Source organism: Marinomonas sp. (assembly GCF_039940335.1).
GTDB lineage: Bacteria > Pseudomonadota > Gammaproteobacteria > Pseudomonadales > Marinomonadaceae > Marinomonas.
In genome coordinates, this window is the sequence record NZ_JBDVGW010000003.1 from 22737 (window position 1) to 35661 (window position 12925).

General features: G+C 46.1%; 12 protein-coding genes. 6 read left to right on the forward strand and 6 right to left on the reverse strand.

The annotated features are described in order from the left end of the window. Nucleotides 1-3 precede the first annotated feature (3 nt). From pgi to ABJF92_RS00945, 5 genes are all read left to right on the forward strand, one after another. On the forward strand, nucleotides 4-1650 hold the full coding sequence (pgi, locus tag ABJF92_RS00925; protein ID WP_446813974.1) for a glucose-6-phosphate isomerase: 1647 nt from the start codon (nucleotides 4-6) through the stop codon (nucleotides 1648-1650). 112 nt (nucleotides 1651-1762) lie between these two features. Beyond that, entirely contained in the window at nucleotides 1763-1912 is a 150-nt protein-coding gene (locus ABJF92_RS00930) for a hypothetical protein (RefSeq protein ID WP_446813975.1), read from the forward strand. Between the two features lie 236 nt (nucleotides 1913-2148). Beyond that, complete coding sequence (gene queD, locus ABJF92_RS00935; RefSeq protein ID WP_445977519.1) at nucleotides 2149-2505, forward strand: 6-carboxytetrahydropterin synthase QueD; 357 nt, start codon at nucleotides 2149-2151, stop codon at nucleotides 2503-2505. Then, nucleotides 2502-3197 (forward strand): 7-carboxy-7-deazaguanine synthase QueE, encoded by a 696-nt coding sequence (queE, locus tag ABJF92_RS00940; protein ID WP_446813976.1) that lies wholly within the window; start codon nucleotides 2502-2504, stop codon nucleotides 3195-3197. The genes queD and queE overlap by 4 nt, the downstream gene beginning before the upstream one ends. A gap of 121 nt (nucleotides 3198-3318) precedes the next feature. Next, nucleotides 3319-3954: a LysE family translocator gene (locus ABJF92_RS00945; RefSeq protein WP_446813977.1), complete on the forward strand. Its 636-nt coding sequence runs from the start codon at nucleotides 3319-3321 to the stop codon at nucleotides 3952-3954. A gap of 37 nt (nucleotides 3955-3991) precedes the next feature. On the opposite strand, the gene ABJF92_RS00950 is transcribed toward ABJF92_RS00945, so the two are convergent. Then, nucleotides 3992-4330, reverse strand: coding sequence for a zinc ribbon domain-containing protein YjdM (locus ABJF92_RS00950; protein ID WP_446813978.1), 339 nt, complete (start codon nucleotides 4328-4330; stop codon nucleotides 3992-3994). A 112-nt stretch (nucleotides 4331-4442) separates the two neighbouring features. Continuing rightward, nucleotides 4443-5099, reverse strand: a complete 657-nt coding sequence (locus tag ABJF92_RS00955; RefSeq protein ID WP_446813979.1) for a nitroreductase family protein — start codon at nucleotides 5097-5099, stop codon at nucleotides 4443-4445. 472 nt (nucleotides 5100-5571) lie between these two features. On the opposite strand from ABJF92_RS00955, the gene ABJF92_RS00960 reads away from it, so the two are divergent. Beyond that, the gene (locus ABJF92_RS00960; RefSeq protein ID WP_446813980.1) at nucleotides 5572-7134 is read left to right on the forward strand and encodes an FMN-binding glutamate synthase family protein; all 1563 of its coding nucleotides are present in this window, start codon (nucleotides 5572-5574) and stop codon (nucleotides 7132-7134) included. A gap of 133 nt (nucleotides 7135-7267) precedes the next feature. On the opposite strand, the gene greA is transcribed toward ABJF92_RS00960, so the two are convergent. The 4 genes from greA to ABJF92_RS00980 form a co-directional block, all read right to left on the reverse strand. Continuing rightward, on the reverse strand, nucleotides 7268-7744 hold the full coding sequence (gene greA, locus ABJF92_RS00965) for a transcription elongation factor GreA (protein WP_446813981.1): 477 nt from the start codon (nucleotides 7742-7744) through the stop codon (nucleotides 7268-7270). Next, on the reverse strand, nucleotides 7744-10959 hold the full coding sequence (gene carB, locus ABJF92_RS00970; protein WP_446813982.1) for a carbamoyl-phosphate synthase large subunit: 3216 nt from the start codon (nucleotides 10957-10959) through the stop codon (nucleotides 7744-7746). Before carB ends, greA begins: the two co-directional genes overlap by 1 nt. Nucleotides 10960-10982: 23 nt before the next feature. After that, nucleotides 10983-12113, reverse strand: a complete 1131-nt coding sequence (gene carA / locus ABJF92_RS00975; protein WP_446813983.1) for a glutamine-hydrolyzing carbamoyl-phosphate synthase small subunit — start codon at nucleotides 12111-12113, stop codon at nucleotides 10983-10985. Between the two features lie 260 nt (nucleotides 12114-12373). Next, nucleotides 12374-12925 (reverse strand): DJ-1 family glyoxalase III, encoded by a 552-nt coding sequence (locus ABJF92_RS00980; RefSeq protein WP_446813984.1) that lies wholly within the window; start codon nucleotides 12923-12925, stop codon nucleotides 12374-12376.

The window sequence follows — 12925 nt, forward strand, 5'->3', positions numbered from 1 at the left end:
GTAATGCGCTCACCCACAGAATTGACGACTTGGCAAAAACTTGCAGACCATCAGCAAGAGATGGCGAATATCGACATGAAGTCATTGTTTGCAGCCGATCCGAAACGCGCTCAAAACTACCAAGCTAATGCCGCGGGCTGGACATTGGACTACACAAAAAACCGCGCCGATGAAACCACCATGTCATTGCTAACGCAACTTGTAAAAGAAGCGGGCATGGAAGAAGCCATTAAAGGCATGTTCAGCGGTGCACATATCAATAATACAGAAGACCGCTCAGTGTTACACATTGCCCTACGCGCTAGCCAAGCTCAAGAATCTCTCATGGTCGATGGCGTGAACGTACTAACAGAAGTACGTGACACTCTAAAACAAATGGAAGCCTTTGTTCAGCAACTACATTCTGGTGAATGGCGCGGTCATACAGGCAAAACCATTACCGATGTTGTCTCTATCGGTATCGGTGGTTCTTACCTAGGACCAAAAGTCGTAGCAGAAGCCCTAACACCTTATGCCCAAGAGCAAATCAAGGTGCATTTTGTTGCTAACATCGATGGTTCTGATATTACAGGTAAACTTAAGCAAGTTGACCCTGAAACAACAGTCTTTGTTATCTCATCTAAGACTTTTGGCACTCTTGAAACGCTTTCCAACGCCAACGCTGCCCGAGACTGGTTCTTGAGCAATGGCGGTACACAAGAAGGCATCAGCAAGCATTTCGCAGCAGTAAGCTCTAATGTGGCAAAAGCTGTCGACTTCGGTATGGCAGAAGAAAATATCTTCCCTATGTGGGACTGGGTTGGTGGCCGTTACTCTCTATGGTCAGCCATTGGTCTTCCTGTGGCGATCGCCGTAGGCATGGATAACTTCTACGCCCTACTTGATGGTGCTCACCAAATGGACGAGCATTTTCGTACCGCACCACTGGAAGAAAACTTACCGGTTATCATGGGCGCACTAGGCGTGTGGTACATCAACTTCCATAATGCACAAACTCATGCCTTGATTCCTTACGACCATTACCTGCGTGCTATGCCTGCGCACATTCAGCAGCTGGACATGGAAAGTAATGGTAAAGCGAATCTGCTAAACGGTGATGGCGTAGAAACAGACACTGGCCCTATCATTTGGGGTGGTGCAGGCACTAACGGCCAACACGCTTACCATCAGTTGTTGCACCAAGGCACTCGCCTAGTACCTGTGGACTTTATTGCACCACTGAGCAGCCACAACCCAATTGGCGAGCACCACACACAGCTATTTGCTAACTGCCTAAGCCAATCACAAGCCCTAATGGTGGGCAAAACTTTGGCTCAAGCTGAGCAAGAGCTGAAAGATGCGGGCGCCACACCTGAGCAAGTAGCCGCTATCGCTCCGCACAAGGTAATCAAGGGTAATCGTCCTAGCAACACCTTGCTAACCGACAAAATGACACCAGCAACCGTTGGTGCTTTGATCGCCCTTTATGAGCACCGTACGTTTGTACAAGGCACTATCTGGGGAATCAACTCCTTCGACCAATGGGGTGTTGAGCTGGGTAAAGTATTGGGCACAGACATCTACAACCGCCTTGTTAGCGACAGCGACAACAGCGCACTAGATGCCTCAACCCAGGCTTTGATCGAAGCCTTCAAGAAAGCTCAGCCTTAAACCACTCGCTTTCTTGCATTGAACTAAAAACACCAGCCTCGGCTGGTGTTTTTTTATGTCACATCAAATGAGACTTGGTCTACTCCCTAACGCCCTTCGTAGGTCGGCATTCATGCCGACAACCTCTCTCTTAACTCTTTCAGGCGACATCAGCCAAGGGGCATTTCTCTTCGAAACTGCCGCCTACCTCATCGAAGCGCCCCTTGGCTTTTACAACCCGAACCCCTGTGCTATAGAGCAACTTTTTATCCAGATTATTTAATTGAGCCGATTAAATAAATTATTCGGCTCACAACAACATGGTTTTCTGAGCCGAATAAAGCCTTTATTCGGCTCAGCTTCTAATCCCTAAAATCCCCCTCCCTGTTGATGAGCCGCAAGTAGGTGTATACTACGCGCGCCTTTTGGCCCTGTCGTAGCACCAGGTTAAAAACACATACCTAAAAATTCTTTAGGGGATTAGTGCTGCATTGTTATTAACCGTTAGGACAATGCACTATGTTTCGTATTCGCAAGTCATTTCAATTTTCTGCCTCGCATCAGTTGCTAGGCTTACCCGACTCACATCCTTGTAGCCGTCTTCATGGTCATAACTATGAGGTGATTATTGAGCTGTCATCCAGCACGTTGAACAGCACTGGTTTTGTTCGAGATTATCGTGAGCTCGCTGATTTTAAACACTATATTGACGATCACTTAGATCATCGCCACCTTAATGATGTGCTGGGTGCAGACAACACCACTGCCGAGCGCTTGGCCGAACACTTATACCAATGGAGCAAGAAGCTCTGGCCTGAAGTGAGTGCCGTCAGTGTTTCAGAAACCCCCAAAACTTGGGCGGAGTACCGTCCATGATTGCCATTTCAGAAATTTTTGGCCCGACCATTCAAGGGGAAGGCTCGCTGATTGGTACCCCTACTGTTTTTGTTCGAACCGGCGGCTGTGATTATCGTTGCAGCTGGTGTGACACAATGCATGCCGTCGATAAAAAATACAAAGATGAATGGTTAGCAATGTCTGCAAGCGAAGTGTTTCAGCAAGTTGAAACACTCAGTGGCGGCAAACCTATTCTAATCACACTATCGGGTGGTAACCCTGCGATTCAAGATTTATCAGAGTTAATTAGATTAGGAAAAGCCAAAGGCTATCGTTTTGCCATGGAAACTCAGGGCAGTGTTAGCGCTCCTTGGTTTGCGGAACTGGATTACCTCACCTTAAGCCCTAAGCCACCGTCGAGCAAAATGAGGTTTGATCAAATCCGCTTTGATACTACCCTTCACAATGCACAGGACATTAATGTCAGTTTGAAGATAGTTGTTGCGGATGATGCTGATTTAGAATGGGCTGCCGAGATCAAACAACAATACCCTCAACTGCCTTTGTATTTACAGCCTTGCAACCTAGAACTTGAAGGTAACCCCAGCCTAGACTCGCTGACCACTAAAACTTTAAATTTGGTGGAAGAAGTCATGCAAAGAGGTTGGTTTGATGCCACGGTTTTACCCCAGCTGCATGTCTATCTGTGGGGTAACGAGAAAGGCGTGTAAGTTAACAGGCAGACAGAGAAGTCATCCTCTCTTTAGCCCGTTGATTATTTAGCCTTTCAATAAAATATTACTCTCGCTAACATACAGTCATAATCGTTAGACTAGGCTGCGGAGACTCCCCATGATTGATGTTATATCTTTAGCAACAATAGGCTTTACCTTCTTTGTGATTGCAGCTTCTCCGGGGCCAGCCACACTTTCGAATGCGACCATCGCCATGAGCAAGGGCCGCAAAGCCAGCCTCATATATGGCACAGGTCTTTCCTGCGGTTTATTGGTATGGGGGCTAGTCGCCATTAGCGGCATGGGCGTCATGTTACAAAGCTCAGTGTATTTGCTGAGCGCACTGAAAGTATTAGGCGGGCTTTATCTTATTTGGTTGGCTTACCAATCGTATAAAACATCATTGCAATCGAAAACCTTCGCGGATCAACAAGAGATCCAACAATTGAGTGCTAAAAAGTGGTTTTTAAGAGGTTTGGTACTCAACACCTCCAACCCTAAGACGGTAATTGCTTGGATGGCCGCTCTGTCGGTTGGCATGGGAGAAAGCAGTGACTTCGGAGCTCTTATTGCTGGCTTGATGGTTTGCATGCTGGCAGGATTTACCGTCAACGCACTATATTCCCTGCTGTTTTCTATTCCCCACATCATGCAACTGTATCGTAAGGTCAGCCATTGGGTCGATAGAATCGCAGCGGGGCTATTTGCCTTAGCAGGCATTGGCCTTATTCGGTCAGCCTTTCAACGCGGCTAACCTTACCGCTCTTCCCTCCCTGCCAAGCCTGATATGCTCAGGCTTTTTTGACGAATTTCGCCGTCACCATCATGTCTCCCGCACCGTCCAGTTTGCAATCTAGCTGATGATCTTTTTTATCATGTATACGCTTAATCACGCCTTTGGTGCCGATTTTTAACACCATAGAACTGCCTTTAACTTTCAAGTCTTTGGCGAGCGTGAGCTTATCGCCAGCAAGCAACAGGGTGCCATTAGCATCCTTAACTTGTACTTCGTCCGTTTGCTCAGACTCTTCATTTGGATTCCATTCAAAGGCACATTCAGGACAGACCAAGTTAAGCTGGTCTTGATAAACATATTCCGACTGACATTTAGGGCATTCCGGTAAAGCCATATAGATTACTTCTTATTGCGAAATTAGGTGGTACATTTTACCAAGCTGAGCCCACAAAAAAAGGCGAAGTAAGCTAATTACTTCGCCTTTTTAATCAACACCCTGTGTCGGATTATACTGTCGTGATAATGTCTTCTAGAGCTAAGCGAGCTTTAGGCAGATCACGGTTCCAGTCTTCGCCCTCTTTATGGTAGCCCATAGCAACAGCGACTTCACAAACGTGACCATTTAGCTCTTTTTCAAACTTCTCGCCGATCAATTCAGGATCTACCCCTTCCATAGGTGTTGAAGCGATACCCATGCGAGCTAAAGTATGCAATAAGTTACCTAACGCCAAATATAGCTGAGCCTTAGTCCAAGTTGCGTTATTGCCTTGCTCATCTGTATTCATTTCAGCGAAGGCATAAGCGCCCATGAAGGCATCATAATTTTCTGCCGGCAAATGCCCTGAGCTTACTTCTGCATCCACGCGTTTGCTAAATTTTTCTTTCGTGAACTTCGGATCGTACGCTAACAATATTGTGTGGGAGGCTTCTTTAATATGATGCTGATTAAACTGGTGCTTGTTGACAAAAGTGTCATGCAAACGCTGCTTGCCTTCATCACTTTCAACCAAGATAAAGTGCCAAGGCTGAGAGTTAATAGAAGAAGCAGATAAACGTAGCGCCTCTTTGATCACAGCAATATCGTCTGCAGAGATACGTTTGCTGGCATCGTATTGTTTTGCTGTGTAGCGGCTGTTCAGGTCATTAATAATTGGGTGAGACATACTGTGTTCCATTACCTTGTCAATGTTTAATCGAATATGACACCATTATAGAGACAAACAATAATTTGATAATAGATCAAAAGGTGCAAACACTTTCAAAAAATAATTGATAATGTAAATTTCAAATCCTGCATAGATTGCGACGGAATACTTTCGATATTCGTGGGCTCATTATGATGCTAACAAACCACCTTAAGAATAACGCTCGCTGATCTGCAGGCGTGATGCGCAAGACACACTCTTCAACCGCTGGCTTAAAATAAAGGTCAGTAGAATCAGAAAACAAAATACAGCAGACCATCATTCATCCCTACTATAAAAAACCAACGATAATACAACCTATTAGAAATGGTTATCATTTGATGTAAATTTAGGCGGGTTTCCGAATTTAATCCCTGATTAAAGCCTTACCAATCCACTGAATTAGTAGTTTAATGTTTAAAGAAACTTTCTTTCACCATAAGGGCACGTTATGGATTATTTAACTTCTATCGCAATGAGTGTTATTCAATGGGGCGCGGTGATATTTACCTTATTATTATTCGTCTCTGTGATAGCGCTGGCCGTCATGTATTGGCTCGATAAAAATCAAACCGCACACACTATTCGTCGTAACTACCCAGTGATTGGCCGGTTTCGCTACTTGTTTGAGCACATGGGGGAGTTCTTTCGCCAGTATTTTTTTGCCATGGACAGAGAAGAGCACCCATTTAACCGCGCGGAGCGCTCATGGGCCTATCGAGCAGCAAAAAAGGTGGACTCAACACTCGCTTTTGGCTCAACCCGGCCTTTAGAGTCCCAAGGTGATATTTTCTTTTCTAATGGCGTATTTCCTGTACTAGAGGAAGACGCACTACCACCAAAAGAAGTGTGTATTGGAGAGCACACCGCCAAGATCCCCTTTCGCACTAATGCCATTATCAATATCTCAGGCATGAGTTATGGCGCTCTGTCGAAACCTGCAATCCGAGCACTGTCTCTGGGTGCCGCAAAAGCAGGTATTTGGATGAATACAGGTGAAGGCGGGCTTTCGTCGTACCACCTTGAAGGAGGCGGTGATATTGTTTTTCAAATTGGCACCGCGAAATATGGCGTACGCAACGCTGAAGGTCTATTAGATGATGAAAGGCTTATAAAAATCGCTCAGCACGAAAATGTTCGCATGTTTGAAATCAAGATGAGCCAAGGCGCTAAACCCGGTAAAGGTGGTATGTTACCGGGAGAAAAGGTCACGGAAGAAATTGCTGAAATACGTGGCATTACTGCCCACCAAAGCTCGAATAGCCCCAATGGTCACCCAGATATTAAATCCATTGACGACTTACTCAACATGATCCATAGAGTGCGTCGAGTCACATCAAAGCCCGTAGGCTTTAAAATGGTGGTGGGCGACCTAAGTTTCTTCTCCCAATTATGCAAGTTGGTTCATAAAAAAGGCATTGAGTACTGCCCAGATTTCATCACCATAGACAGCTCAGATGGCGGTACAGGTGCCGCACCCCAACCACTCATGGACTATGTGGGAATGCATTTACGTGAGAGTCTACCAGGGGTCGTGAATATAGTGACTTCCTACGGTTTACGAGAGCACATAAAAATCATTGCATCAGGAAAGCTGATCGTACCTGGCAAAGCCGCTTGGGCATTAAGTGCCGGTGCAGATTTTATTGTCTCGGCGCGAGGATTCTTATTTTCGTTGGGATGCATCCAAGCATTACAATGCAATAAAAATACTTGCCCTACGGGTATCACCACTCATAATCTAGATCTGCAACGCGGTTTAGTAACGCAAGAAAAATCTGTTAGAGTCGCTAATTACGCTCAAGAGTTGCTCCATGGTATCGAAATGATTGCTCATGCTTGCGGCGTAAAAGAGCCAAGAGAACTTAACCGCTCACACGTTCGTATTATTGAGAACCAAAGTAAATCTCAATCTTTTTCAGAAGCCTTTCCTCTGCCAGAAGTACAAACTGAATACATCAATATTCTGGCACCTAAGAATACCTCAGCCCCTCAAGAGGAACGTTTACAATAACGCGTCTATTCATGACGTCTAAAATAGATCAAAGACATCACTCGATGTGAACAGAAAACAGACGAGTCATTGATAGGCATAAAAAAACCACCGAGTGCAAAACACTCGGTGGTTTTCTGAAAAAGCGAAACGCTTAAATGTATTCCACTTTTTCTATTTCATAAGTAGCTTCGCCACTTGGAATCTTAACCAGAACTTCATCGCCTTCCATTTTACCGATAATCGCTTTAGCAATCGGTGAAGCATAGGAAATCTTCTTCGCTTTCACATCGGACTCATCATCCCCTACAATCTTGTAGGTAACAGTGTCTTCAGTGTCCACGTTATACAAGGTCACCGTTGTACCAAAGATGACTTTGCTAGACGCTGGCATAGATTTCACATCAATCACTTGTGAATCGGCAAGCTTACCTTCGATCTCTTTAATTCGACCTTCAGCAAAACCCTGCTCTTCACGGGCGGCATGATATTCTGCATTTTCTTTTAAGTCGCCGTGCTCGCGCGCTGTTGCTATATCAGCGATAACGCGAGGACGAACTACTGTTTTCAGGTGATTCAGCTCTTCACGGAGCGTCGCTTCACCTTCAACTGTCATTGGTACCTTTTTCATTATTTCCCCAGGTGCAAGTCTTGTAGTCTTCTAACTTTGGTTTCACCAGTTAAACTTATCGCCAAACTGGTCGCTTCTGCGCCGGCCAATGTTGTAGTGTAACAAACCTTACGCTGTAATGCTGTACGACGAATCACAGAAGAGTCCGCAATGGCCTGAGTGCCTGAAGTGGTATTAACTATGTAGTCAATTTCACCATTTTTCAACATATCTACAATATGTGGACGACCTTCATTTACCTTATTAACCCTACGAACGTCTACACCGTTTTCGGTAAGGAATTTAGCAGTACCTTCCGTACCAACCAAGTCGAAGCCAAGACCCGCCAAACGTTGAGCAACGGCTACGGCACCTTCTTTGTCCACATCACGAACACTGATAAATGCACGACCGGATGTCGGTAGCTCAGTACCACCACCCAATACCGCTTTACCGAAGGCTTCTGCGAAGGTATCACCTACGCCCATAACTTCGCCGGTAGATTTCATTTCAGGGCCAAGAATTGGATCAACACCTTGGAACTTGTTGAACGGGAAGACCGCTTCTTTCACGCTGTAGTAAGAAGGGATAATCTCTTCATTAAAGCCAAGTTCCTGTAGCGTCTTACCCGCCATAACCAATGCAGCAACCTGTGCTAGAGAGCGGCCGATACACTTAGAAACGAATGGTACGGTACGTGACGCACGAGGGTTCACCTCGATCACGTAGATTTCGCCATCTTGTACCGCAAGCTGCGTATTCATCAGGCCAATAACCCCTAATTCTAGGGCCATGTTCTTGATCATCTCACGAATTTGATCCTGTACATCCGCACCCAAAGAGTAAGGCGGCAAAGAACAGGCTGAATCACCAGAGTGAACACCCGCTTGCTCGATATGCTGCATGATGCCGCCAATCACAACTTGCTGGCCGTCACTGATACAATCAATATCAATCTCGATGGCAGCGTTTAGGAAGTGATCAAGTAGTACTGGGCTGTCATTAGACACTTTCACCGCAGTCGTCATATAACGATTCAGTTCTTTCTCGTTATATACGATCTCCATGGCACGACCACCCAATACATAAGATGGACGAACCACCAGAGGGTAACCGATTTCAGCCGCTTTCATCGCCGCTTGCTCAACACTACGCACTGTAGCGTTATGAGGCTGTTTGTAACCAAGACGCTGGATCATGCTTTGGAAACGTTCACGGTCTTCCGCACGGTCAATGGCTTCTGGCGTTGTACCGATAATTGGCACACCTTCGTTCTGTAGAGCACGAGCGATTTTCAGTGGTGTTTGACCACCGAACTGCACAATAACGCCTTTTGGTTTTTCTTTACGGACGATTTCTAATACGTCTTCAAGAGTTACCGGCTCAAAGTACAAACGATCCGATGTGTCATAGTCTGTAGAAACGGTTTCTGGGTTACAGTTCACCATGATGGTTTCATAACCGTCTTCACGTAGGCCTAGGGCTGCGTGTACACAACAGTAATCAAACTCGATACCCTGACCAATACGGTTCGGGCCACCACCAAGGATGATCACTTTATCTTTATCCGTTGGCGCTGCTTCACACTCATCTTCGTAAGTGGAATACATGTAAGCCGTGTTCGTCGCAAACTCAGCCGCACACGTATCAACACGCTTGTAAACTGGGTGTACGTCCATCAAGTAACGACGCTCACGCAAAGATTTTTCCGTAACATCTAGCAAGTTTGCCAAACGCGCATCAGAGAAACCTTTACGTTTTAGACGACGAAGAACATCGTAGTCCATATCCACTAGGCCTTTGTCGGCCAACGCAATTTCTTCTTTGATCAAGTCTTCAATCTGCACTAGGAACCAGTGATCAACCCCTGTCACCGCGTAGATTTCATCAACAGACATACCTGCACGGAAAGCATCGCCAATGTACCAAATACGATCAGCACCCGGAGACTGTAGCTCGTAAGCAAGTTTCTCTTTGCTGTTCTCTTCCGCGAAGTCTAGCTGTGGGTTAAAGCCGTCTGAACCTACTTCTAGGCCACGTAGGGCTTTCTGTAAAGATTCTTGGAAAGTACGGCCAATCGCCATGACTTCACCCACAGACTTCATTTGCGTCGTTAAACGATCATTCGCTGTTGGGAATTTTTCAAATGTGAAGCGTGGAATCTTAGTAACCACATAGTCGATTGCAGGCTCAAAGCTCGCTGGTGTCTGGCCACCTGTGATGTCGTTTTGCAACTCATCTAGGGTGTAACCTATGGCCAATTTCGCAGCAATTTTAGCGATTGGGAAACCTGTCGCTTTAGACGCCAAAGCAGAAGAACGCGATACACGTGGGTTCATCTCGATAACAACAAGGCGACCAGTTTTCGGGTCCATACCAAACTGTACGTTAGAACCACCTGTTTCCACACCGATCTCACGCAATACCGCAAGGGAAGCGTTACGCATGATTTGGTATTCTTTATCCGTTAGCGTCTGAGCTGGGGCAACGGTGATCGAGTCACCCGTGTGCACACCCATGGCATCGAAGTTTTCGATCGCACAAACGATGATACAGTTGTCTTTTTTGTCACGGACAACTTCCATCTCGTATTCTTTCCAACCGATAAGAGATTCATCGATCAGTAATTCGTTGGTTGGCGACAAGTCCAAACCACGGTTACAGATTTCGTCAAACTCTTCCATGTTGTAAGCGATACCACCACCCGTACCACCCATGGTGAATGACGGACGAATGATACAAGGGAAGCCAACTTCAGCCTGAACTTTAAGAGCTTCTTCCATGTTGTGAGCGATACCCGCACGCGGACACTCAAGACCAATGGCTTTCATCGCTTGGTCGAAACGATTACGGTCTTCAGCTTTATCAATCGCGTCCGCTGTCGCACCAATCATTTCAACATTGTATTTCTCTAGAACGCCGTGGCGCTCAAGATCCAGCGCACAGTTCAATGCGGTTTGGCCACCCATGGTTGGCAATACGGCATCTGGACGCTCTTTCTCAATGATCTTTTCAACTGTTTTCCACTCGATCGGCTCGATGTAAGTCGCATCAGCCATCACAGGGTCAGTCATGATGGTAGCAGGGTTCGAGTTCACCAGAATAACGCGGAAACCTTCTTCACGAAGGGCCTTACACGCTTGTGCACCAGAGTAATCAAATTCACAAGCCTGACCGATAACGATCGGGCCGGCACCTAAAATTAAGACGCTTTTTATGTCAGTACGTTTTGGCATAATCTTTTCGTTCGCTCCCTTATTTAGGCTTTGGCGGCTTTAATGTTGTCAATAAACTGATCGAACAAAGGTGCAACATCATGTGGACCTGGGCTCGCTTCCGGATGACCTTGGAAGCTGAATGCACTCTTATCTGTGCGGGCAATCCCTTGTAGAGATTGGTCGAACAAAGACTTATGAGTCATCACAAGGTTACTCGGTAAGGTATCTTCATCAACAGCAAAGCCATGGTTTTGGCTGGTGATCATGACGGTGCCTTTCTCGATGGCTTGAACCGGGTGGTTGGCACCGTGATGACCAAATTTCATTTTCTTAGTTTTGGCACCAGACGCTAACGCGAGTAGCTGATGGCCAAGACAAATACCAAAAACCGGTATGTCTGTTTCCAAAATTTCTTTGATGGCGGCAATCGCATAATCACAAGGCTCTGGGTCACCAGGGCCATTGGAAAGGAAGACACCATCAGGATTCAAAGCTAGCACATCGCTCGCTGGTGTTTGCGCCGGCACAACAGTCAAACGGCAACCACGTTCAACCAGCATGCGTAGAATATTGCGTTTTACACCGAAGTCATAAGCCACTACGTGGAACTCAGAGCTGTCTGGCGTCGTATGACCTTTGACAAGATCCCAAGTAGATTCTGTCCACTGGTAAGACTCTTTGACAGTCACTTCTTTGGCAAGGTCCATGCCTTTTAGGCCTGGGAAAGCTTTTGCGGCTGCAACGGCAGCAGCTTCGTCTAGGTTATCGCCAGCCATGATGCAGCCAGCTTGAGCACCTTTTTCACGCAAGATACGCGTTAGTTTACGTGTATCAATGTCAGCAATGCCCACAACACCTTTGCGTTTTAGGTAAGCATCTAATGCTTCTTCACTACGCCAGCTACTGGCAACAAGTGGTAGGTCGCGAATAATTAGGCCTTCACACCAAACTTGATTAGACTCTTCGTCTTCAGAGTTAACGCCGGTATTCCCGATATGAGGGTAAGTCAAAGTGACCATTTGTCGTGCATAGGAAGGATCTGTAAGAATTTCTTGATAGCCAGTCATTGAAGTGTTGAATACTACTTCCGCTGTTGAAGTGCCATCTGCTCCGATTGACACGCCTTTAAATATCGTGCCATCTTCCAAAGCTAGAATCGCTGTTGTCGCCAAAGGAACCTCCCATTTAGAGCTAGTTAGGTTGCAAAAAAGCGAGACAAACCGGTGGCTTATCTCGCTTTTTAAAAATTGCGCTTGTGCCGCGTATTTATCGATTCACCACCAATAAATCTTGCGTTTAAAAATCTGAACAATTCTACTATTTTGCACCCTTAGCGTCCACCGAGAATAGCAAGTAAATCCATAAAAATACCTGCTTTACGGTGGTTTTTTGCTAACCAAATAGTCAGCATTAAATCAAACCTTCTATTGTTCTAGCACAGTAAGTCCGACGCGACTTTTTGAGCCGCCTCATAGCCTTTAAGATTTGCCAAAACAGCTAATGAAAACGCCATCGCCACAGCAGGGCCCTGAGCAGTAATAATATTACCGTCCATCACTACCGGTTGATCTGCCATATATTCAGCCCCTTGCAAGTGTGATTCGAACCCTGGGTAACAAGTCGCTTGTTTATCCACGACAAAGCCATGGGTACCAAACACTAAAGCTGGAGCCGCACAAATAGCGGCCAACAGCGCGTCTTGTATGTCATGTTTTTCAAGGATGCTCACTAACAGCTCGCAGTCTTTTAGGTGCTCCGCCCCCGGCATACCTCCGGGTAAAACCACCGCGTCATACAGGCTTTCTACCATGTCACTCAGCAACACATCCGCTTCAAACCGACAACCATGGGCCAAGGTTACTTGACGGGAATCATGCACGCTGGCGACACAGACGTCTAAGCCGCCGCGACGCAACACATCAATAATGGTGAGCGCTTCAATTTCTTCGCTACCATTGGCAATGGGCACGAGTACTTTGGACAT